The organism is Stenotrophomonas sp. 86156_Sma (assembly GCF_056481625.1).
The window spans coordinates 1,641,643-1,662,854 of record NZ_CM151157.1 but is presented as its reverse complement, the minus strand read 5'-3'; the positions used below and the strand labels follow the sequence as shown (position 1 = coordinate 1,662,854).

The 21,212-nt window shown below is 66.7% G+C and carries 19 protein-coding genes; 13 read left to right on the top strand and 6 right to left on the bottom strand.

Annotated elements, in window-relative coordinates:
• Window positions 1–40 precede the first annotated feature (40 nt).
• From ACZK33_RS07720 to ACZK33_RS07700, 5 genes are all read left to right on the top strand, one after another.
• A complete protein-coding gene (locus ACZK33_RS07720) occupies window positions 41–1,327 on the top strand; it encodes a DUF445 domain-containing protein (RefSeq protein WP_423175389.1) in 1,287 nt (428 codons plus the stop codon).
• Window positions 1,328–1,618: 291 nt separating this feature from the next.
• Complete coding sequence (locus ACZK33_RS07715) at window positions 1,619–3,844, top strand: TonB-dependent siderophore receptor (RefSeq protein ID WP_423175387.1); 2,226 nt, start codon at window positions 1,619–1,621, stop codon at window positions 3,842–3,844.
• Between the two features lie 107 nt (window positions 3,845–3,951).
• Window positions 3,952–4,266: a DUF3649 domain-containing protein gene (locus ACZK33_RS07710; protein WP_032127889.1), complete on the top strand. Its 315-nt coding sequence runs from the start codon at window positions 3,952–3,954 to the stop codon at window positions 4,264–4,266.
• A complete protein-coding gene (locus ACZK33_RS07705; protein ID WP_423175385.1) occupies window positions 4,263–5,897 on the top strand; it encodes a PepSY-associated TM helix domain-containing protein in 1,635 nt (544 codons plus the stop codon). The genes ACZK33_RS07710 and ACZK33_RS07705 overlap by 4 nt, the downstream gene beginning before the upstream one ends.
• Window positions 5,894–6,223 carry a DUF3325 domain-containing protein gene (locus ACZK33_RS07700; RefSeq protein ID WP_423175384.1) on the top strand — a complete coding sequence of 110 codons (330 nt, stop codon included), beginning with the start codon at window positions 5,894–5,896 and terminating at the stop codon, window positions 6,221–6,223. The genes ACZK33_RS07705 and ACZK33_RS07700 overlap by 4 nt, the downstream gene beginning before the upstream one ends.
• A 155-nt stretch (window positions 6,224–6,378) precedes the next feature.
• Here the strand turns inward: ACZK33_RS07700 and rlmKL are convergent, their stop codons facing one another.
• Together rlmKL and ACZK33_RS07690 are read right to left on the bottom strand one after the other, a co-directional pair.
• Window positions 6,379–8,517 carry a bifunctional 23S rRNA (guanine(2069)-N(7))-methyltransferase RlmK/23S rRNA (guanine(2445)-N(2))-methyltransferase RlmL gene (rlmKL, locus tag ACZK33_RS07695; RefSeq protein ID WP_049423319.1) on the bottom strand — a complete coding sequence of 713 codons (2,139 nt, stop codon included), beginning with the start codon at window positions 8,515–8,517 and terminating at the stop codon, window positions 6,379–6,381.
• Window positions 8,518–8,662: 145 nt separating this feature from the next.
• Window positions 8,663–9,190, bottom strand: a complete 528-nt coding sequence (locus tag ACZK33_RS07690; RefSeq protein WP_057502293.1) for an alpha/beta hydrolase — start codon at window positions 9,188–9,190, stop codon at window positions 8,663–8,665.
• Window positions 9,191–9,262: 72 nt separating this feature from the next.
• Between ACZK33_RS07690 and ACZK33_RS07685 the strand changes: the two genes are divergently transcribed.
• Window positions 9,263–9,829, top strand: a complete 567-nt coding sequence (locus ACZK33_RS07685) for an N-acetylmuramoyl-L-alanine amidase (RefSeq protein ID WP_423175382.1) — start codon at window positions 9,263–9,265, stop codon at window positions 9,827–9,829.
• 432 nt (window positions 9,830–10,261) lie between these two features.
• Here the strand turns inward: ACZK33_RS07685 and ACZK33_RS07680 are convergent, their stop codons facing one another.
• From ACZK33_RS07680 to ACZK33_RS07670, 3 genes are all read right to left on the bottom strand, one after another.
• On the bottom strand, window positions 10,262–11,164 hold the full coding sequence (locus ACZK33_RS07680) for a sulfurtransferase (protein ID WP_423174774.1): 903 nt from the start codon (window positions 11,162–11,164) through the stop codon (window positions 10,262–10,264).
• Window positions 11,161–11,964 carry a CoA pyrophosphatase gene (locus ACZK33_RS07675; RefSeq protein WP_032127895.1) on the bottom strand — a complete coding sequence of 268 codons (804 nt, stop codon included), beginning with the start codon at window positions 11,962–11,964 and terminating at the stop codon, window positions 11,161–11,163. Before ACZK33_RS07675 ends, ACZK33_RS07680 begins: the two co-directional genes overlap by 4 nt.
• A 136-nt stretch (window positions 11,965–12,100) precedes the next feature.
• Window positions 12,101–12,802, bottom strand: a complete 702-nt coding sequence (locus ACZK33_RS07670; protein WP_032127896.1) for an FKBP-type peptidyl-prolyl cis-trans isomerase N-terminal domain-containing protein — start codon at window positions 12,800–12,802, stop codon at window positions 12,101–12,103.
• 167 nt (window positions 12,803–12,969) lie between these two features.
• Between ACZK33_RS07670 and ACZK33_RS07665 the strand changes: the two genes are divergently transcribed.
• Genes ACZK33_RS07665 through nth form a run of 3 tightly spaced genes read left to right on the top strand, consistent with a single transcriptional unit; the run spans window position 12,970 to window position 14,802 of the window.
• On the top strand, window positions 12,970–13,752 hold the full coding sequence (locus ACZK33_RS07665; RefSeq protein ID WP_088025462.1) for an enoyl-CoA hydratase/isomerase family protein: 783 nt from the start codon (window positions 12,970–12,972) through the stop codon (window positions 13,750–13,752).
• Between the two features lie 4 nt (window positions 13,753–13,756).
• On the top strand, window positions 13,757–14,110 hold the full coding sequence (locus ACZK33_RS07660; RefSeq protein WP_032127898.1) for a hypothetical protein: 354 nt from the start codon (window positions 13,757–13,759) through the stop codon (window positions 14,108–14,110).
• Window positions 14,110–14,802: an endonuclease III gene (gene nth, locus ACZK33_RS07655; RefSeq protein WP_049463598.1), complete on the top strand. Its 693-nt coding sequence runs from the start codon at window positions 14,110–14,112 to the stop codon at window positions 14,800–14,802. Before ACZK33_RS07660 ends, nth begins: the two co-directional genes overlap by 1 nt.
• An 81-nt stretch (window positions 14,803–14,883) precedes the next feature.
• Here nth and ACZK33_RS07650 read toward each other — a convergent pair whose 3' ends face one another.
• Window positions 14,884–16,116, bottom strand: coding sequence for a porin (locus ACZK33_RS07650; protein WP_032127900.1), 1,233 nt, complete (start codon window positions 16,114–16,116; stop codon window positions 14,884–14,886).
• Between the two features lie 552 nt (window positions 16,117–16,668).
• Here ACZK33_RS07650 and pstS (ACZK33_RS07645) point away from each other — a divergent pair.
• The 4 genes from pstS (ACZK33_RS07645) to pstA all read left to right on the top strand — a co-directional run bounded on the left by pstS (ACZK33_RS07645) (window position 16,669) and on the right by pstA (window position 21,201).
• Window positions 16,669–17,685, top strand: a complete 1,017-nt coding sequence (pstS, locus tag ACZK33_RS07645; protein ID WP_004151437.1) for a phosphate ABC transporter substrate-binding protein PstS — start codon at window positions 16,669–16,671, stop codon at window positions 17,683–17,685.
• A 513-nt stretch (window positions 17,686–18,198) separates the two neighbouring features.
• Complete coding sequence (gene pstS / locus ACZK33_RS07640; protein WP_125895763.1) at window positions 18,199–19,287, top strand: phosphate ABC transporter substrate-binding protein PstS; 1,089 nt, start codon at window positions 18,199–18,201, stop codon at window positions 19,285–19,287.
• Between the two features lie 82 nt (window positions 19,288–19,369).
• Window positions 19,370–20,338: a phosphate ABC transporter permease subunit PstC gene (gene pstC / locus ACZK33_RS07635; protein WP_049421601.1), complete on the top strand. Its 969-nt coding sequence runs from the start codon at window positions 19,370–19,372 to the stop codon at window positions 20,336–20,338.
• Window positions 20,338–21,201: a phosphate ABC transporter permease PstA gene (gene pstA, locus ACZK33_RS07630; RefSeq protein ID WP_032127902.1), complete on the top strand. Its 864-nt coding sequence runs from the start codon at window positions 20,338–20,340 to the stop codon at window positions 21,199–21,201. The genes pstC and pstA overlap by 1 nt, the downstream gene beginning before the upstream one ends.
• The last annotated feature ends 11 nt before the right edge of the window (window positions 21,202–21,212 follow it).

Genomic DNA, 21,212 nt, shown 5'->3' with positions numbered 1-21,212 from the left:
CACTACCAGATGCTCATGCCGTGCCGGTTAGACTTCCGGCATGACGTCTGCCAACGATCCGCGCCGCGCACAGCTGCGGCGCCTGAAAGCCCTCGCGCTGGGACTGCTGCTGTTGATGCTCGCCGGTTTCGCGGTCAGCCACTGGCAGGGCGAGCGCGGCATCTGGGCCTGGGTTTCGGCCTTCTGCGAAGCAGCGGCCGTGGGCGCACTGGCCGACTGGTTCGCGGTCGTTGCCCTGTTCCGGCGGCCGATGGGCCTGCCGATCCCGCATACGGCAATCATCCCGCGCAGCAAGGAACGCATCGGCGACAGCCTCGCCCTGTTCGTGCGCGACCAGTTCCTGGAGCCGGGTGTGCTGCTGGCCAAGCTGCAGGTGTTCGATCCGGCCAGCCGCCTCGGCAGTTGGCTGGCCGATCCGGCGCGCTCACGGATGCTGGCCGACATGGCCCGCGGCTGGGCCTTGCAGGCACTGGACTTCTTCGACGAAACCGCGGTGCGCCGGCAGCTGCACGCCTTCGTGGTGCAGCAGCTGCGGCAGTGGAATGCCGCCGCCACCGCCGGTGAGCTGCTGGCCCTGCTGACCGCCGATGGGCGCCACCAGCGCGTGCTGGACGAGGGCCTGCAGCGCTTGGGGCGCTGGCTGGAGCAGCCGGAAGTGAAGGAGCGCGCCTCGCAGCTGATCGTGCGTTACATCCAGCGCGAGTGGCCGACGCTGTCGAGCACGGTGAACTGGGTCAAGCCGATCGACGAGATCGGCGACAGCCTGGCCGAGCGACTGGCACGGGCAGTGCTGGAAGAACTGCAGCAGGTACTGGCTGAGCCGCAGCATCCGCTGCGCCAGGACTACGAGACCTGGTTGCAGAACTACGTGCAGCGCCTGCGCGAGGACCCGGCCCTGGCCGAACGCATCGAACAGCTCAAGCAGGAAATGATCGACCACCCGGCCCTGCAGGACTACGTGCAGGGGCTGTGGGCGCGCATCCATGCCAGCCTGCGTGCTGACCTGCAGCGTGAGGATTCAGCGCTGGTCGGCCACCTGCAGCGCAGCCTGGGTTCGCTCGGCGCCAGCCTGCAGGCCGACCCGGCCCTGCGCGACGCGCTCAACCAGCATCTGCTGGAGGGCGCCCAGCGCCTCACCGGCCGCCTGCGCGAAGGCGTGACCACGCATATCGCGCAGACCGTGAAGAGCTGGGACGAACGGCATCTGGTCGAACAGCTGGAACTGAGCGTGGGCCGCGACCTGCAGTTCATCCGCTTCAACGGCACCCTGGTGGGCGGCCTGATCGGCCTGCTGCTGCACGCCGCGACGGTGGTGTTCAGGTTCTAGGACCCCATCCGGCAGTCGATCCACGCCCTGCGTGGAGACGGAATTCGTCACGCTTGATTAACGAAATGAGAATGCCTATCATTTGCCGATCGGTTGTACGCTTAGCCAAGCGGGGCACGGAAGCACGCACCCACCCGCCCCTTCGCCCGTGTACATCCCCCGACTACCGGGTCGCCCGCACCAAGCGGGTGGCGCACCGTCGATGGGACTCGCTGGGCGACGTGCGCGAAGCGCATGGCTGCTGTGTCTGCGCATTCCATCGCCTGTTTCGTCCTGCATGGAATCGCACCGATGGCAATGCCGTTGAACCACCCTCGTCCCACTCTGCTGGCCCTGGCCGTGACCGCACTGATGATCGCCCCGCTGGCCCACGCCGACGGCACTGCCGATCCTTCCGCGCGCACGCTGGATACGGTCCAGGTCACCGCTGACGGCGATATCGTCGACAGCTATACGGTCAAGCGTGCCAGCACGGCCACCAAGCTCGGCCTGTCGCTGCGCCAGACGCCGCAGTCGATGACCGTGGTCACCCGCCAGCGCCTGGATGACATGGGCTTGTTCTCGCTGTCCGATGTGATGGGCCAGGTCACCGGCGTGGCGGTATCGGTTACCGACAGTGAGCGCATCAACTACGTCTCGCGCGGCTACAACATCACCAATTTCCAGGTCGATGGGATGCTCAACACCTTCGGTGGGTACATCAAGACCAACACCGACAGCGTGATCTATGACCGCATCGAAGTGGTGCGCGGCGCAACCGGCCTGACCACCGGTGCCGGCGATCCCTCCGGCACCATCAACTTCGTGCGCAAGCGTCCTACCGACAGCTTCCAGATGAGCGCCAACCTGACCCTCGGGCGTTGGGGCAACCAGCGCCTGGAGGCCGACCTCGGTGGCCCGGTTGCGCTCGACGGCCGCATCCGCGCGCGCGTGGTGGCGGCCAAACAGCAGAGCGACTCGTTCCGCGATGTCTACAAACTGGACAAGGACGTGTTCTACGGCATCGTCCAGGCCGACATCACCGACACGACCCTGCTCGAGGCCGGCTACGAATACCAGTCGCCGCGCACCACAGGCGTGACCTGGGGCGTGGTGCCGTACTGGGGGTCCGATGGCCAGCCCGCCAACCTGCCGCGCTCGACCAACCTGTCCGCCCGCTGGAGCAGTTGGCCGATCATCGAAAAGAGCGCATTCGCACGCCTTGAGCAGCAGTTGGGCAACGGCTGGACCGCCAAGGCCGCCTATACCCGCTCCAAGCGCGAAACCGACGGTGCGGTGTGGTACGGGGCCTCCGGCTACCCGAATGCCGATGGCAGCGGCATCAGCGCCTTCGTCGGCAGCTTCGGCGAGAACGGCGATATGCAGGTGTTCGACTTCAACGTTGGCGGTCCGTTCCGGCTGTTCGGCCGCGAACATGAGCTGGTGCTCGGTTTCGGCCAATCGGTGCGCAAGGGTGACGTGCCTGCCACCGACACCGCTGCATACCCGGACAGCTACACCCGTGTACCGGATTGGCACCGCTGGAACGGCGACGTCTCGCCGCTGCAGGTCACCCGCCTGGGCTATCTGGCTTCTGAAGACAAACTGCGCCAGCGCGCGGCCTATCTGGCGACGCGCCTGCAGCTGGCCGATCCGTTGACCGCGGTGCTCGGCGCGCGCTACGGCAGCTGGGAAACGCGCACCTGGAACTACACCCATGACGCCGCCGGTCGCCTGACCGATACGCGTCGCGGCGGCTACAAGCCGGACGACTCGCTCACTCCGTATGCCGGCTTCATCTACGACTTCAACCGCTACTTCAGCGGCTACGTCAGCTACACCGACATCTTCCAGCCGCAGAACTACCGTGACCGGGACAACAACTACCTCGAACCGGTGGTCGGTGACATGTGGGAGGCCGGCGTCAAGGCCGAGTTCTTCGACGGTCTGCTGAATGCTTCCGTGGCCGTGTTCAAGGGCCAGAAGGACAACGTTGCCGAGCTCGACGACTCGGTGCCGGAAAACTCGCTGCCGGGTGGGGTCAGTGCCTACCGCTCCACCGGCAAGGGCAACAAGGTCAAGGGCTGGGAGATCGAAGCACAAGGCAGCCTTGGTGAGAACTGGAACCTGGCGGCCGGCTTCACCCACACCGTCAGCCGCAATGCGCAGGGCGTGCGCCAGAACACCGTCGTCCCGGTCGATCTGTTCCGCCTCAACGCCAGCTGGCGACCGGGCGGTGCTGAAGGCCGCTTCTGGCTGGGCGGTGGCGCCACCTGGCAGAGCGGAATCTGGAGCCTGAGCAACAAGCCGCGTGCGGATTTCCTGACCAGCGGCAAGCGCGACCGCGTGGCAATCGAACAGGGCGACATCTACCTGCTCAACCTGTCGGCGGGCTATCGCTTCAACGAGAACTTCACCGCGCAGGTAAACGTGAACAACCTGCTGGACAAGAAGTATTACAACCGCGTCGGTTTCTATGACGGCGTGTTCTGGGGCGAACCGCGCAATGTGACGATGACACTGCGCTGGAAGCTCTGACCCTCGATGGATGGCACCGGTTCTGCGACCGGTGCCCGGCCACGGATGGCCAACCCCGGCGCGCTGCGGTGCGCCGGTTCCTTTTCACTGAAACCTGCAGGAACGCCGTGGACCGCTCGCCCGCAACCGCCAGCCCCCGCACCTTCTTCTCCAACCCGCGCTGGGGCGTGCTGTCACGCTCGCTGGCGGCGATCTTCGGCGGCTACGCGCTGGCTTCCGTGACCAGCGTATTCTGCGCGGTGGCGCTGCCCGGCGCACGTGGCCAGACCGTGCTGACCGGCATGCTGCTGGCCATTCTGGTGGCCGCCTGCGCGGCGCTGTGGGCGTTCGCCACCCGCAGTGCGCTGCGTGCGTGGGTCGGCATCCTCGCCCCCACCCTGCTGATGGCAGTCATCGCGCGCATGCTGGGGGCTTGGGCATGAAGAACGGATTCCGCCAGTCGATGGCCTGGCTGCACACCTGGACCGGCCTGCTGGTCGGCTGGTTGCTGCTGCTGATCTTCATGGCCGGCACGGCCAGTTACTACCGCGAGGAAATCAGCCGCTGGATGCGTCCTGAGCTGCCCTCCAGCAACGTCAGCATCGACGTCGCCGCGCAGCGTGCCGTGGATTACCTGCAGGCCAATGCCGCGCAGGCCGAGAACTGGTTCGTAACGTTGCCGCAGCCGCGCAATCCCGCCATGCAGATGTTCTGGCGGCTGCCGCCGGAGCTGGCCGACCCCAGCCGTGGCCGTCGAGGGGGCTTCGGCGACGCAACACTGGACCCGAACACCGGGCAGGCACTGAAGGCCCGCGAGACCCGCGGCGGTGATTTCTTCTACCGCCTGCATTTCGACCTGCACTACATCCCGGTGCTGTGGGCGCGCTATCTGGTCGGCTTCTGCGCGATGTTCATGCTGGTGGCAATCATCACCGGCGTCATCACCCACAAGAAAATCTTCAAGGACTTCTTCACCTTCCGCAAGGACAAGGGCCTGCGGTCCTGGCTCGATTTCCACAACGTCAGCGCGGTGATGGCCCTGCCCTACCACGCGATGATCACCTACACCGGCATCGTCACCCTGATGATCATGTACCTGCCGTGGGGCGTGAAGGTGGCCTACCCGCAGGACGAGGATGCCTTCTACAGCGAGGCCTTCGGTGGCATGCCGGAGGTGACTGCACCTGCCGAAGGCCGCGCCACCCCGCTGCCGATCGCGCAGCTGCTGGACAGCGCGCGAGCGCATTGGCACGGCGTGGAAGTGGCCGGCTTCACCGTGTCCAACCCGGGCGCGGCCAATGCAGTGATCGACATCCGCCAGCGTGACGGCAAGCGCCTGTCCACCGACACCCCGGCCGTGCGCTACGACATGGTCAACGGCACGCTGCTGGAAGAAACACCGCCTTCCGGTGGCGCCACCGCCACCCGCGGCGTGCTGTACGGCCTGCACCTGGCGCGCTTCGCCGACTGGGGCCTGCGCGCACTGTTCTTCCTGTCCGGCCTGGTCGGCTGCCTGATGGTGGCCAGCGGCGTGGTGCTGTGGGCGGTGAAGGAACGGCCCAAGCACGCCAAGAGTGGCCGCACAGGCTTCGGCCTGCGCCTGGTCGATGCGTTGAACATCGGTACCGTGGCCGGCCTGCCGATCGCCTTTGCAGCGTACTTCTGGGGCAACCGCCTGCTGCCGCTGGACATCGCCGAACGCTCCAGCGCCGAGGCCAACGTGTTCTTCTACGCCTGGGGCGCGGCACTGCTGGCCGCCTTCATCTGGCCGAAGCGGATGATGTGGGCCTGGCAGCTGTACCTGGGCGCAGCCGCGTTCGCGCTGGTTCCGGTGGTCAATGCGCTGACCACGCATGCGCACCTGGGCAACACCCTGCGCAACGGGGACTGGGTGTTGGCGGGCTTCGATCTGTCGATGATCTCGTTCGGCGCGATGCTGGCGCTGTGCGGCTGGCGCATGCAGCGCTGGACGCCACCACTGTCTGCGGCCGAGAAGAAGAAGCGTGCCGCCACGGCGGCAGCCAAGGCCCCGGTGGACGCTGCGGAAACCGCCGAAGCGGAGGCCAGCGCATGATGCTGCTGGCGTTGACCCTGTCGTTCTCCGCGTTCACCGCATTGTCGCTGGCGATGGAGAAGCACCAGCACGATCTGCACGGCAAGGCGGCAGCCACTCCGGCACGGCGCACGCAGTGGCGGGTGCTGGGCTGGGTACTGCTGGCGGTAGCGTTCGCACTGTGCGTGGTCGACCACGGCTGGGCGATGGGCCCGGTGCTGTGGCTGGGCGTGATGACCGTGGGCGGCGTGGTGCTGTCGTTCGGGTTGTACCCGTACCGGCCGAAATGGATCGCGCCGCTGGCAATCGCGCTGCCCGTGGCCGGGCTGCTGGTGGCCTTGCTGTAACCGCCATCCACGCATGGCGTGGATCTACTGAACAATCCTCCACGCATGGCGTGGATGTGCCGGCCAGATATGGGGAGTGCCGGCCGCTGGCCGGCATCCCATGAACCCTCTGCGGATCTGACACCGTTGCCGGCCAGCGGCCGGCACTACCGGGCTTACCCCAACCGCTTCAGTTCCCACGCGCGGTGGATGCGCGCGTTGCGCTCGAAATCCGGGCCGATGGTGCGTGCGGTGATCTCGCGGCACTGGGCGAATTCTGCGATAGCGTTCTCTTCCAGCTTGAAGCGGCGGAAGTTGTTGGAGAAGTACAGCACGCCACCCGGCGCAAGCCGCGCCACCGCCGCGCGCAGCAGCTTCAACTGCTCGCGCTGCACGTCGAAGTCATCGGCGCGTGCGGAGTTGGAGAAGGTCGGCGGATCGCAGAAAATCACGTCGTACTGGCCACGGTCGCCTTCCAGCCAGGCCATCGCATCGGCCTGCACCAGCAGGTGCTGGTTGCCGCCCTGCCCGTTCAACGCCAGGTTGTCGTAGCACCACTGCAGGTAAGTGGCCGACAGGTCGACGCTGGTAGTGCTGGCGGCACCGGCCACCGCCGCCTGCACGCTGGCCACGCCGGTGTAGCAGAACAGGTTGAGGAAACGCTTGCCACGCGCCTGCTCGGCCATCATCCGGCGCAGCGGGCGGTGGTCGAGGAACAGGCCGGTGTCCAGGTAGTCGAACAGGTTCACCTGCAGCAGCGCGTTGTTCTCGCGCACCACGATGAATTCGTCACGCTGCTCGAAACGGCCGTACTTGCTGCCGCCCTTGCCGCGCTCGCGCGACTTCATCGACACCTGCTCCGGCGGCACGCCGAACACTTCACGCGCAGCGGCCAGCAGTTCGTTGCGGCGGCGGCGCACGTCGTTCTCCGGAATCGCCGCCGGTGCGGCGTATTCCTGCACATGCAGGAAGGTGCGGCGCTTGCCACCGTCTTCCTCGTAGACATCGATGGCTGCCGCGTACTCCGGCAGATCGGCATCGTAGGCGCGGAAGCAGGTGATGTCCTCGCGGGCACGCCAGCTCTTGAACTTCTTCAGGTTCTTGCGCAGGCGGTTGGCCACCATCTGCGCACCTTCGCTGAGTTCGCGCGGCTGCGCCGGGTCGCGGCCCGGCACGGCGATCGGGTCGCAGACGATCAGCGCGCATTCCAGCGCACCGTTGAACATCTGGTACTTCTTGCCCGCACGCAGGCCGGTGGCAAAGGCCAGTTCGTCGTTGCCGCACAGCAGGCTGGCGCGCCACTGCGGCACCGCCTTCTGCAGAGCATTGCCCAGTGCGCGGTACAGCGCCGGGTCGGCGGCCAGGCGTTCGTCATACGGCGGGTTGCAGACCACCGCACCGATCTCCTGCTCCGGCGCGGCCAGGTCGGCCACATCGGCGCGGGTGAAGCGGATCGCGTGGGCGACACCGGCCACCTCGGCATTCTCGCGTGCCGCCTGGATCGCGGTCGGGTCGATGTCGCTGCCGTGGATGACCGGCTTCAGCGCGGCCAGGCCAGCCGCTTCGCGGTCACGCGCCTCGCTCTGGATGCTCTTCCAGGCCGCCTTGTCGAAGCCCAGCCAGCGGCTCGGCGGCAGGCTGCCATGGCGCATCAGGCCGGGCGCGACGTCGGCGGCCATCAGCGCGCCTTCGATCAGCAGCGTGCCGCTGCCGCACATCGGGTCCAGCAGGCCGCCACCGGCAGCGTGCAGGCGCGGCCACTGCGCACGCAGCAGCAGCGCGGCGGCCAGGTTTTCCTTCAGCGGTGCCTCGTGCGCGGCGCCACGCCAGCCACGGCGATGCAACGGACCGCCGCCGAGGTCGATCGACAGCGAGGCACGGCCTTTGCGCAGTGACAGGTTGACGCGCACATCCGGCAGGTCGGTGTTGACCGACGGGCGCTCTAGGCCTTCATCACGCATGCGGTCGACGATGGCGTCCTTGATCCGCTGCGCGGCAAAGCGGGCATGGGTGATCTTGTCGCCGGACACGTGCGCGTCCACCGCCAGGGTCATCTCCGGCTTGATGTGCTCGTGCCACGGCAGCGCACGCACGCCGTCATACAGGGCCTGCTCGTCCGGGCAGTCGAACTCGTCGATCGGCCACAGCACGCGGCTGGCCAGGCGCGACCACATCACGATCCGCAGCGCCTGCTCCAGTTCGCCCTCGGCGTTGACGCCGGCAATGGTGGCAGTGGCCTTGCCAAGGCCCAGGGCCGACAGTTCATCGGCAAGCAGGTATTCCAGGCCCTTGGCGCAGGAGACGAAGAATTTCACAGGATCGGTTCGCAGGTGGTCGGGCGCGGCACAGGGGCCGGGCCAGTCGGAAAGGAGGGCCGTAGGCACGGCCGGCAGGCCCGCGCCGGGGGCGGCGGGGCTGCCATTGTAGTCAATGCGGGCGGGCGCGCCGTGCGCCCGGGCTTCACAGTTGCCGCAGCAGGCGCTCGAAGGCCTGCGCGGAGGCCTCCACGTGGTGCTCCAGGCGGTGGCCGTCGTCGACCAGCAGCAGCTGCGCCGAACGCGCCTGGGCCCAGGCGATCACTCCAGCGGCCGGCACCACATCGTCATGCCAGGCCTGGACCACGGTGGTCGGCACGGCGGCGGCGTCCAGCGCCGGCATCGGGCCCATGGTGGTCGGCGGCACCATCAGGAACAGGCCGGCCACCGGCACCTGCAGCGAGGCGATGGCAGAGATGTAGGCACCCAGGCTGGAGCCGGCCAGCACCACCGGGCCCTGCTGGGCGGCGATGGCGGCGCGTTCGACCAGGCGCTGCAGGCGGGTGCGCACGTCCCCCACCCGGCTGACCTCGCTCATCGCATCGAGGTCGGTGTAGTCCGGACGCTCATGGGTCCAGCCCAGGCGCTGCGCCACGTCGGCCAGCGCGGTGACCTTGGTCGCCTCCGGGCCGCTCTCGAAACCGTGGGACAGGATGCAGTGGCCGCGGCTCATGCGCGCGCTCCATGGGAGCGGGCCGATGAGGAAAGGGAAGGCAGGTTCATGCCGCAATGCTAGCATCGCCGGATGCCCAACCCGCTCCTGCCCGGCCTGCAGCTGCAGCCGCTGCCCTACGAAGACCGTCTGCCACTGCGCGACCCGGCCACGCTGGAGATGGTGGTGATCCACTGCACCGAGCTGCCCGATCTGGCGATGGCCCGTGAGTACGGCGAGCGCGTGCTGTATGACAGCGGCGCCGGCAACAGCGGCCACTTCTACATCGACCGCGATGGCAGCGTGGTGCAGTACGTGGCACCGGAGCGGGTGGCCCACCACGTGCGCGGCATGAACGCGCATACGCTGGGCATCGAACTGGTCAACACCGGGCGCTACCCGCACTGGTTCGACAGCCGCCAGCAGGCGATGGACGAGCCGTACACCGAGGCACAGCTGCAGGCGCTGGAGCAGCTGTTGCTGGCGCTGGTAGCGCGCTACCCGTCGCTGCGGCGGATTGCCGGGCACGACCAGCTGGATCTGGAGCAGGTGCCGGCCAGCGATGACCCGGCGCTGATGGTGGCACGCAAGCGTGATCCGGGGCCGTTGTTCCCGTGGGCGCGGGTGCTGGCGAAGGTGCCGTTGCAGCCGTTTGGGTGAGGGTTTGCAGGGCTGCGCCCTGCACCTGCAGAAGCCTAAGCCAGAGCAACAGCAGAAGCTGACTTCCTGAGGGGAGGCGGGGTGGGTCCGGTTGCGGGGGGCGCTGCAAGTACGTCCATGGGGGCTTGGCCGCGGCTTGCTCGTGTGCGCTGTCCTGCGCACACGGCAAGACCGGGGTTGGGCGTCCTGCCCAACCCGCCCGAGGCATGCCTCGGGCCCATGCGGCTCACGCCCCCGCAACCGGACCCACCCCGCCTTCGACAGATTCCCGCTGCTGTTGGTGGGTGCCGACCGTTGGTCGGCACGGGATCGAATCGATCGGAGGGTGCCTTTGTAGAGTCGAGCCACGCTCGACTGCTCTTTGCGTGCGAATCGGGCACGAGGGGGGGCAGAGCCGTTTCCCGTTGGGAAACGGATCCGACCCCGCGCGGCTCAGGCGCCGCTGGCCACCGGGCGGCTGCTGTCGCTGACCCAGCCGCTCCAGGAATCGGCGTAGATGCGTGCGCCGGACAGACCGGCCGCTTCCATCGCCAGCAACAGGTGGCAGGCGGTCACGCCGGAGCCGCACATCAGCACCACCTGCTGCGGATCACGGTTGCCGATCACGCCCTGCAGTTCGGCGCGCAGTTCCTGTGCATCACGCAGGCGGCCGTCGGCGACGTTCAACGCAAACGGACGGTTGACCGCGCCGGGCACGTGGCCGGCGACCGGGTCCAGCGGCTCCACTTCGCCGCGGAAGCGCTCACCTGCGCGTGCGTCGACCAACCAGCCCGGCGCGTGCTTCAGGCGTGCGCTGATTTCCTCGGCATTGGCGATCTGGGTGGTGTCGAAACGGCCCGGGTAAACCGGCAGCGCGGTCACCTCATCCTGCCCCGTCGCCAAGGGATGCCCTGCGCCCTGCCATGCGGCGATGCCACCATCAAGCACGGCCACCTTGCTGTGCCCGATCAGGCGCAGCAGCCACCACAGGCGCGAGGCGGCCATGCTGCCATCGCTGCCGTCGTAGACCACCACCTGGGTGTCGGGACCGATGCCCCACTGGCCCAGTTTCGCGGCGAAGGCATCGCTGTCCGGCAGCGGGTGACGGCCGTGGCCGCTGCGGGTCAGATCCGACAGGTCCCGATTGAGGTCGGCATACACCGCGCCCGGAACATGCCCCGCGAGATACTGGCCGTTACCCGCCTGCGGATCGGCCAGCGAGGAACGTGCATCGACCACGCGTACGGCGGTACTGGCAGTAGCACGTGCGTCGACCACGCGAACGCCCTCGCCCAATGCAGCGGCCAGGGTGGCGACATCGACCAGGGTGGTCCACGGCGGATCGATCGGCTTCATTGCACTTGCTCCAGGCGGCGACGCAGGTTGTAGAGGATGGCGGCGGTGGCGCCCCAGATGCGCTGGCCGGGCCAGCCATATTCGAGGACGTGGCGGACGCGGCCGCGATGATTGATTTCGACCTGGTGCAGGTTGTCGGCTGCCATCAGGTAATCGAGCGGCACTTCAAACACTTCGGCCACTTCACTGGGCTGCGGCACCGGCACGAAGTCCGGATCGACCACGGCCACCACCGGCGTGACGCGGTAGCCGGTGATTGTCACGAAGGGATCGAGATAACCCAGCGCCTGCACCTGGCCGGGCGCCAATGCGATTTCCTCCTGGCTCTCGCGCAGTGCAGCGGCCAACGCATCGCGGTCATCGGGTTCGGTGCGGCCACCGGGGAAGCCGACCTGACCACCATGGGTGCGCAGGGTTTCGGTGCGACGGGTGAGGATGACCTGTGCGCCGTTGGCGCGCGGCACGATGCCGGCCAGTACGGCGGCTTCCACCGGGGGCCCGGGCGGAAGCAGATCGATCAGTTCACTGCGGTTCCAGCCGTCGCCGGCCGGCGGCTCGGCCAGTGGATGCAGCGCGCGCATCAGGCGCTCGTGATCAGCCAGCGAGCCGCGCAGTGATTGCTGCAGCTGTTCACGCAGAGGTTGCACGCGATGCAGGATGCGGCTGCGTTCCTCGTTGCTCATCGACGACCACCGCGCGATCTCATCGATATGCCGCCCGCAGCCGGTGCATTGCCGGTGCGGATCCAGCGTGCACACTCCGATGCAGGGACTTGCGACAACACGCGCCGTTTTTTCCATTGTTTGCACCCGGCAACAGTAGCGCGATCGGGCTGAATTTGCGCGGGGTCAATATGCAGTGCACGGCAGCGTCGCGCTCCGCGCAAACAAAAACGCGCCGGTGGGATCACCGGCGCGTTTCGTTTACCGCTTCGATTTACTTGACGCTGACCAGCTTGATCTCGAACTGCACAGCCACGTTCGGCGGGAACGGGGTGCGCGGGTCGGCACCGTAGGCCTGGTCCGGCGGCAGGGTGACTTCCCACTTCGAGCCAGCCGGCATCTGCAGCAGGGTCTCGCGCATGGCCTTCATTTCGACTTCGCTGACCTTGATCGACGGAATCTGCTGGGCCGGGCGGGCTTCGGTCGGGCGCTGGCCGTACGGGAACGGACCGGCCACTTCCAGCTGCACGGTGCTGGCCTGGGTCGGCTTGGCGCCCTTGCCGGCTTCGATCACGCGGTACTGGACGCCGCTCGGCAGGGACTGCACGCCGGCCTTGGCCTTGTTCGCCGCGATGAACTGATCGCTCTTGGTCTTGTTTTCGGCAGCAGCCTTTTCGTACTCGGCCTTGGCAGCCTGGGCACGGCCCTGCTCGCGCTTCTGGAACGCTTCAACGGCCGGCTTCAGCTGGTCGGCGGTGATCGCCGGCTGCTTCTTGGCGTAGGCGTCCTGCAGGCCCTTCACCACCGAGTTGATGTCCAGCTGCTCACCACGACCGGTCAGCTCCGCCAGGTTGTTGCCGTAGTCGTAACCGAAGTAGTAGCTCAGCTTGCCCTTTTCGGACGAGACGTCCTGGGCGAAGGCATTGCCCGTCAGGGCCAGGGCCGCGACGGCGACCGCGATAGAACGCAACTTCATCAAACAGTTCTCCAGGGGTGGTAACTCAGGGACGTTCTGCGCCGCCCTGAGGCGACGGGTTAGGATAACGGGCACAACGTGTAACCGCTACTCACGATGCAGGCTAAGACCCGTCTGCGTTGGCGGAGTTCAATCTCACTTTTTTTTAACGTTTCAGGAGTTTCCCCGTGGCCGATGCCCTGATCGCTGTCGCCGACGACGGCGCCATCCGCACCGTGACCGTCCAGCGCCCGGACAAGCTCAACGCCTTGAATGCCGCGACCCTGCAGGCGCTGGCCGAGGCGTTCAGCGCCGCCGCAGCCGACCCGGACGTGCGCGTGGTGGTGCTCACCGGTGCCGGTCCGAAGGCTTTCGTGGCCGGGGCCGACATCGCCGAGATGAACACACTCAGTGCGGTTCAGGGACGTGATTTCTCCCTGCTCGGCCAGGCCCTGATGCGCCAGATCGAGCGCATGCCCAAACCGGTCATCGCCCGCGTCAACGGTTTTGCCCTGGGCGGCGGCCTGGAGCTGGCCATGGCCTGCCACCTGCGCATCGCTGCCGATACGGCCAAGGTCGGGCAGCCGGAGATCAATCTCGGCCTGATTCCCGGCTTCGGCGGCAGCCAGCGCCTGCTGCGCCTGTGCGGCCGCGCCGCCACCCTGGAGCTGTGCCTGCTGGGTGCACCGATCAACGCCGCGCGTGCGCTGGAACTGGGCATCGTCAACGAGGTGGTGCCCGCCGATGCGCTGGACAACCGTGTACAGGACATCGCGCGCCAGCTGGCACGCTCGGCCCCGCTGGCCCTGCGTGGCCTGCTCGACGCGGTACACGTGGGTGGCGAATGCAGCCTGGAGGCTGGGCTGGAGTACGAAAGCGCGCAGTTCGGCCTGCTGTTCGCCACCGAAGACATGCGCGAAGGCACCAGCGCCTTCCTGCAGCGCCGCCCGCCGGCCTTCCAGAACCGCTGACGCCATGGCATCCCGACCCAACCCCGCGCAGTTGTTCGCCCGGGTCCAGGCAGACGATCTCGATGGCGCCCTGCAGGCCGGTCTCATGGACTACGTCGCCCGTGCCGGCGACGAACAGCTGCTGCCCGGCCACCCGGACCTTCCGCAACGCCTGTGCCAGGCCCAACAGCAGCTGCACGCGGCCTGGGCCGCACGCGAACGCTACCGTGCCCGCGCCGTGCGCCTGGCGCGCCGCGAGGCCGAACGCGATGCGCGACGAACGCCAGCCCCGGCGCCGGACGTGAAGCCCGCCCTGCCCCCGGCCGCCGCCGCGATTCTCGCCCGGGCCAAGGCCCGCGCCACCGGCAAGGAGCAGTAATGGCCGCTGCGAAGAAGACCCCGCGCGCGCCGGCGCGACGCGGTGGCAGCATGCCGCGCGCCGACGTGGTGGAGATGTTCACCCGCCTGCGCGAACTCAATCCGCACCCGAAGACCGAACTGGAGTACAGCTCACCGTTCGAACTGCTGGTGGCGGTCGCGCTGTCGGCGCAGGCCACCGACGTGGGCGTCAACAAGGCCACGCGCCGCCTGTTCCCGGTGGCCAATACCCCGGCAAAGATCCTCGCGCTTGGCGAGGACGGGCTGAAGCAGTACATCGCCACCATCGGTCTGTTCAACGCCAAGGCGAAGAACGTGATCGCCACCTGCGCGATCCTGCTGGAGAAGCACGGCGGTGAAGTGCCGCGCGATCGCGATGAACTGGAAGCGCTGCCGGGCGTGGGCCGCAAGACCGCCAACGTGGTGCTCAACACTGCGTTCGGTGAGCCGGTGATGGCGGTGGACACGCATATCTTCCGCGTCTCCAACCGTACCGGCCTGGCCCCGGGCAAGAACGTGCGCGAAGTGGAAGACAAACTGGTGAAGGTGATTCCGGCCGAGTTCCTGCTCGACGCGCATCACTGGCTGATCCTGCACGGACGTTATGTGTGCAAGGCGCGCAAGCCGGATTGCCCGGGCTGCGTGATCGCCGACCTGTGCCGGTTCAAGGAAAAGACCACGGCCGAGGCGTGAACGCGTTCGTGGTGTGACAAAACAAGGACGGCGGGCACAGGGCCCGCCGTCTTTGCTTGTAGACAAGAGTGCTTCAGGGCATCAGAACGACAGGTCGCCCCAGACGCCGAACTCCTTGGTCTTGTCGTTCTTCTTGTCGCTGGCGTTGGCCAGGTGCGTGTACTTGTACACGGTCGACAGCTTGAGGTTCTTCATGACCGGGAACTCGACGCCGACGTTCCAGTACTTGTCGCTCAGGGTCGGGTCCAGCGTCTTGCTGACGTCGGTGTCATCGTAACGACCGAACACGTTGATGCCGCCGTCGGTGACGCGCACGCTGCCCCACACCGACCAGCCGCTGGTCTTGTCGGTGGCAACGGTCATCACGTTGTTGAGGTTCTTGGCCTGGAAGTACTCGCCACCGACGCGGAAGTCGCTGCTGGCGTAGGCCACCATCGCATTGGCGCGGGTGTAGGTGTTCTCGGCGCTCTGGATGTCGGTTTCCTTGCCCAGCTTGCCACTGTAGCCACCGACGGCAACCACGAAGTTCTCGTTCGGGGTATAGGCCGCGCGGCCTTCCACGTCCATGCCCTTGCTGCGGGTCGGGTTCTTGTAGCCGGCGCCGGACACAACCGAGACCGCGTAGTTGAAGTTGTTGCCCAGGTTGCCGAAGCCATGCAGGCCCCAGTCGGACGAGTTGCCGTACTTCAGGCGGTCGGTCAGGGTGTTCTCGACATAACGCATGCCGTAGAACTTCTCGACATACGGAATCCACGGCATGTCGGCGGCACCGACGCGCAGGTTGAAGGCCGGGTCGAAGCTGCCCTGCACGTAGGCCTTCTTGACGAACAGTTCGGTGTTGCCGATGGCCGAGCTGTACTGGAAGTCGGTGGTCAGGTTGGCCGACCAGATGTCGTTGAACTTGTGGTCGACGGTCAGGTAGAAGCGCTTGACGTCCAGACCGGTGCCGCTGGCGGCGGTGTCCTTGCCGTTGCTGGTCTTGTCGATGTTGGTCAGGTCGAAGAACATGCGACCGCCGATCTTGTTGTCATTGACCAGCTTGGCCAGCTTGTCGACGCTGGTCTGGGTCTTCTGTGCACCTTCCAGGGCCTGGGCCTGGGTGATGTTCACTTCGGACTGCGCATCGGACTGTGCCTGCAGCGCCTGCGAATCGTTCTGCAACTGCTGGACCTGGGCCTGCAGGGCAGCGATCTGCGCCTGCAGCTGCTGCAGCTGTGCCTGGGATACGCCCGTGCTGGCGGGAGCTGCGAAGGCGTCGGCGGAAACCAGACCGAGGCTTGCAACGACCGCGGCGGCGAGCAAATGGGAACGCATTTTGGATTTCTCCAGAGGGTTGGAATGGCTTGGGCAGAACGCCACGCCGGCAGGCCGGTCAAGCGTTTTGCGAACATTCCGTTAAAACCATGACAGCCGAATGACAACCTGAGCACCAACCACAGATTTCTTCGTGCGGTCATGCGTACGACTCATTTGCCGCCACATGCTTGTCGATCCCTTGCGGCATATGGCGTCACGTATCAGCGTCCCGGCCCGGGCCGACCGCCGCGCAGCGCTCAACTGCATTGATGGTTTCGTGTGGATGACGCGGCATCACTGCGGAATGCCAGGCCGGGATGGCATTGACGACCACACCGGGCAGTCCATCAGCGACATATAGAACGTGATCGCAACCGGGCCACGTCCGTCTCCGGCGCATGGTCATCACGTTGCCCGCAGCACTCAGAACCTTCACGCCCCTGGCTGTGCGGACGCCGGGCAGCGCTGTAACGGTTGCGTCATACAACGGTCCCTGCGCTGTCATCGAGCCGTTATGGAATGTGCGCCGGGCGGGTAACCCCGCATCCCAATCAACCCAGGAGCCACCCCGTGATCCACGCCTTCAAGTCGCGCGTTGCCGTTGCCGTCTTCGCAGCGTCGTCCGTGTTCGCCGCCAACGCCGCTGAAATCACCGGCGCGGGCGCCTCGTTCATCTACCCGGTGATGTCGAAGTGGTCGGCCGACTACAACGCTGCCACCAGCAACAAGGTCAACTACCAGTCGATCGGTTCCGGCGGTGGTATCGCCCAGATCAAGGCCAAGACCGTTGATTTCGGCTCCTCCGATGCTCCGCTGAAGCCGGAAGAACTGGCCGCTGCGGGCCTGGCGCAGTTCCCGTCGGTGATCGGCGGCGTGGTGCCGGTGGTGAACGTGGCCGGCATCGCCCCGGGCGCGCTGAAGCTGGACGGCACCGTGCTGGCCAACATCTTCCTGGGCAAGATCAAGACCTGGAACGACCCGGCCATCGCCGCACTGAACCCGGGCGTGACCCTGCCGAGCGCCAAGATCACCGTCGTGCACCGTTCGGATGGTTCGGGCACCACCTTCAACTTCGTCAACTACCTGTCCAAGGTCAGCCCGGAGTGGAAGAGCTCGGTCGGTGAAGGCACCTCGGTCCAGTGGCCGGCCGGCATCGGTGGCAAGGGCAACGAAGGCGTTGCCGCTTACGTGAAGCAGATCAAGGGCGGCATCGGCTACGTCGAACTGTCCTACGCGCTGCAGAACAAGCTGTCGTACACCGCGATGAAGAATGCCGCCGGCCGCTTCGTGCAGCCGAGCGATGCGTCGTTCGCCGCCGCCGCTGCCAGCGCCGACTGGGCCAGCGCCAAGGACTTCTACCTGGTGATGACCAACGCCCCGGGCGCCGAGTCCTGGCCGATCACCGCCACCAACTTCATCCTGGTGCACAAGAAGCCGAAGAATGCTGCCAACGGCAAGGCCACCCAGGAGTTCTTCCGCTGGGTCTACAAGAGCGGCGACGCCCAGGCCCGCCAGCTGGATTACGTGCCGCTGCCGGACAGCCTGGTCCGCCAGATCGAGACCTACTGGTCGCAGAACCTGAAGTAAGCAAGCGCGTTCCCCCGCAGGAACGGGATCGGCGGGTCCTCTCTCCCCCGCCGATCCCACCCCGGGCGCGAGATCCTCGAGATCTCGCGCTCTTCTTGTTTTTGGGGGTTGGTCGTGAAGAGCGTTTGCGCCTTCGCTGATCCGTGGGTGAGTCGGTGGGCCAGGGCGTGCAGGACACGCCGTAAACCCTTCCTTGGGGGCTCGGCCACGGCATCCATGCCGTGGACGGTCCTGCACGCCCTGGCCCACCGCCTCTCGACAGTTCATCGGGGGCGCGGTGGGGTCATGAAAGGCAGGAGCAAAGGCAAGAGCGTTTGTAGAGCCCCGGCGGTCATATCGGTGCGCAGATCCGGGGTCTGCGGGGGTCTCCCGGACCGTGGCCAACCCCGTGAAACCCTTGTCAGAACGTGATCCAGGACACCTCTGTCATCGTCGTAATACGGCTGTAACAAAAACATCATTTCATAGCCGCATCCGCCGACGACGTCGGCTCTTCCCCGCTATGGAGTGACCATGAAACTGCACTCGGCCGGCCTTGCCGCCCTTTCCCTGGCCATCGCCCTGGGCCTGTCGGCCTGCGGTGGCGACAAGCAGGCCGCGCAGCAGCCGGCTGCCGACGGTGCCGCCGCCCCGGCCGCTGCCGGTGCCAAGGTGACCGCCGAAGTGTCCGGCGCGGGCGCGTCCTTCATCTTCCCGCTGGTCTCCAAGTGGTCGGCTGACTACAACACCAGCACCGGCGCCAAGATCAACTACCAGTCGATCGGCTCCGGTGGCGGTATCGCCCAGATCAAGGCCGGCACCGTCGACTTCGGTTCCTCCGACAAGCCGCTGAGCAGCGAAGAGCTGGCCCAGGCCGGCCTGGCCCAGTTCCCGTCCGCCATCGGCGGCGTGGTGCCGGTGGTCAACATCGAAGGCCTGGAAACCGGCAAGCTGCGCCTGAGCGGCGCCCTGCTGGCCGACATCTTCCTGGGCAAGGTCAAGACCTGGAACGACCCGGCCATCGTCGCCGCCAACCCTGGCGTGAAGCTGCCGGACGGCAAGATCACCCTGGTCCACCGTTCGGACGGCTCGGGCACCACCTTCAACTTCTCCAACTACCTGTCCAAGGTCAGCCCGGAATGGAAGAGCAAGGTCGGCGAAGGCACCTCGGTGCAGTGGCCGGACGGCGTCGGTGGCAAGGGCAATGAAGGCGTTGCTTCCTACGTGAAGCAGATCAAGGGCTCGATCGGCTACGTCGAACTGGCCTACGCGCTGCAGAACGGCATGCCGTACACCGCCATGCAGAACGCGGCCGGCAACTGGGTCGAGCCGAGCGCGGAAACCTTCGCCGCTGCGGCTGCCAGCGCCGACTGGGCCAGCGCCAAGGACTTCAACCTGGTCATCACCAACGCGCCGGGCGAGCAGGCGTGGCCGATCACTGCCACCAACTTCATGCTGATGCAGAAGCAGCCGAAGGATGCCAAGCGCAACCAGGACACCCTGGCCTTCTTCAAGTGGGCCTTCGAAAACGGCCAGGCCCAGGCCAACGAGCTGCACTACGTGCCGCTGCCGGCCGAACTGGTCAAGCAGATCGAGGCCTACTGGGCGACCGACCTGAAGTGATGGACACGACGGTGCCCGCCCCGCGCGGGCACCGCCTCTTCCACGCCGTGCCGCCCCGCCCCTTCCTGGCCCTGCCGTCCCCATGAATGCCATCGCCCAGCCTGTAGCCGCCCCGTCCACGCGTGATGCGCGTGATGCCCGCAACGACAAACTGTTCCGGTGGGTGCTGGTCGGCACCGTCATCTTCGTCCTGATCGCCCTGGCCTGCGCCGCGCTGTCCATGCTGTGGGGCGGCCGCCATGCCCTGCAGATGCAGGGCCTGAGCTTCTTCTTCTCCGCCGACTGGAATCCGGTCGAAAACAAGTTCGGCGCCCTCGCTCCGATCTACGGCACCCTGGTCACCGCGCTCATCGCGATGGTCATCGCCGTGCCGGTCAGCTTCGGCATCGCCTTCTTCCTCACCGAAGTCGCGCCGCGCTGGCTGCGTGGCCCGGTCGGTACCGCCATCGAACTGCTGGCGGGCATTCCTTCGATCATCTACGGCATGTGGGGCCTGTTCGTGCTGGTGCCGGTGATGACCGAGTACGTCACTCCGTTCCTCAACGAAACCCTGGGCGAGATGCCGATCATCGGCCCGCTGTTCCAGGGCCCGCCGCTGGGCATCGGCATGCTCACCGCCGGTTTCGTGCTGGCCATCATGGTCATTCCGTTCATTTCCTCGGTGATGCGCGAAGTGTTCCTGACCGTGCCGACCCGCCTGAAGGAATCGGCCTATGCGCTGGGCTCCACCAAGTGGGAAGTGAGCTGGGACATCGTGCTGCCCTACACCCGCTCGGCGGTGATCGGTGGCATCTTCCTCGGCCTCGGCCGCGCCCTGGGCGAGACCATGGCGGTGGCCTTCGTGATCGGCAACAGCGTGCGCCTGTCGCCGTCGCTGCTGGAACCGGGCACCACCATCGCCGCGCTGATCGCCAACGATTTCGGCGAAGCCACTGAAACCTACCGCTCGGCCCTGCTGCTGCTCGGCTTCGTCCTCTTCATCGTCACCTTCGTGGTGCTGGCCATCGCCCGCCTGATGCTGATGCGCCTGTCCCGCAAGGAGGGCAACTGATGTCCACCACCGCTGATTCGCTGTATCTGCGCCGTCGCATCGGCAACGTCGTTGCGATCACCGCCTCCTGCGCCACCGCCCTGTTCGGCCTGTTCTTCCTGGGCTGGATCCTGTTCACCCTGGCCTCCAAGGGCCTGGCCGGCATCAACTGGGATCTGTTCACCAAGATGACGCCGCCGCCGATGCAGGAAGGCGGTCTCGCCAACGCCTTCTTCGGCAGTGCCGTGATGTGTGCGCTGGCGATCGGCATCGGCACCCCGCTGGGCGTGCTGGCCGGCACCTGGCTGGCCGAGTACGGCAACGCCCGCAAGGCCGGCACCGTGGTCCGCTTCGTCAACGACATCCTGCTGTCGGCCCCATCCATCGTGCTTGGCCTGTTCGTCTACACGCTGTACGTGATGCAGACCGGCGGCAACTTCTCGGCGTTCGCCGGTGCGCTGTCGCTGGCCTTCATCGTGCTGCCGGTGGTGGTTCGCACCACCGACGAAATGCTGCGCCTGGTGCCCTCGCAGATGCGCGAAGCGGCCCTGTCGCTGGGCATCCCGCAGTGGAAGGTGATCGTGCAGGTGCTGTACCGCAGTGCGTCGGCCGGCATCATCACCGGCATCCTGCTGGCGCTGGCCCGCATCTCCGGCGAGACCGCACCGCTGCTGTTCACTGCCTTCGGCAACCAGTACTGGAACAACAACATCTTCCAGCCGATGGCCTCGGTGCCGGTGGTGATGAACCAGTTCGCCGGCAGCCCGTATGAATCCTGGCAGGTGCTGGCCTGGGCCGGTGCCCTGGTGCTCACCGTCTTCGTGTTGCTGGTCAGCCTTGCCGCCCGCGGCATCCTGCTGCGCAACCGTATCTCCCATGACTGACCTTTCCGTGG

Bases quoted from the DNA above. Each gene is read 5' to 3' on its own strand.
- ACZK33_RS07720 (WP_423175389.1), top strand. From the start codon at position 41: ATGACGTCTGCCAACGATCCGCGCCGCGCACAGCTGCGGCGCCTGAAA.
- ACZK33_RS07715 (WP_423175387.1), top strand. From the start codon at position 1,619: ATGGCAATGCCGTTGAACCACCCTCGTCCCACTCTGCTGGCCCTGGCC.
- ACZK33_RS07705 (WP_423175385.1), top strand. From the start codon at position 4,263: ATGAAGAACGGATTCCGCCAGTCGATGGCCTGGCTGCACACCTGGACC.
- ACZK33_RS07700 (WP_423175384.1), top strand. From the start codon at position 5,894: ATGATGCTGCTGGCGTTGACCCTGTCGTTCTCCGCGTTCACCGCATTG.
- ACZK33_RS07690 (WP_057502293.1), bottom strand. From the start codon at position 9,190: ATGAGCCGCGGCCACTGCATCCTGTCCCACGGTTTCGAGAGCGGCCCG.
- ACZK33_RS07685 (WP_423175382.1), top strand. From the start codon at position 9,263: ATGCCCAACCCGCTCCTGCCCGGCCTGCAGCTGCAGCCGCTGCCCTAC.
- ACZK33_RS07680 (WP_423174774.1), bottom strand. From the start codon at position 11,164: ATGAAGCCGATCGATCCGCCGTGGACCACCCTGGTCGATGTCGCCACC.
- ACZK33_RS07675 (WP_032127895.1), bottom strand. From the start codon at position 11,964: ATGGAAAAAACGGCGCGTGTTGTCGCAAGTCCCTGCATCGGAGTGTGC.
- ACZK33_RS07670 (WP_032127896.1), bottom strand. From the start codon at position 12,802: ATGAAGTTGCGTTCTATCGCGGTCGCCGTCGCGGCCCTGGCCCTGACG.
- ACZK33_RS07660 (WP_032127898.1), top strand. From the start codon at position 13,757: ATGGCATCCCGACCCAACCCCGCGCAGTTGTTCGCCCGGGTCCAGGCA.
- nth (WP_049463598.1), top strand. From the start codon at position 14,110: ATGGCCGCTGCGAAGAAGACCCCGCGCGCGCCGGCGCGACGCGGTGGC.
- ACZK33_RS07650 (WP_032127900.1), bottom strand. From the start codon at position 16,116: ATGCGTTCCCATTTGCTCGCCGCCGCGGTCGTTGCAAGCCTCGGTCTG.
- pstS (WP_125895763.1), top strand. From the start codon at position 18,199: ATGAAACTGCACTCGGCCGGCCTTGCCGCCCTTTCCCTGGCCATCGCC.
- pstC (WP_049421601.1), top strand. From the start codon at position 19,370: ATGAATGCCATCGCCCAGCCTGTAGCCGCCCCGTCCACGCGTGATGCG.
- pstA (WP_032127902.1), top strand. From the start codon at position 20,338: ATGTCCACCACCGCTGATTCGCTGTATCTGCGCCGTCGCATCGGCAAC.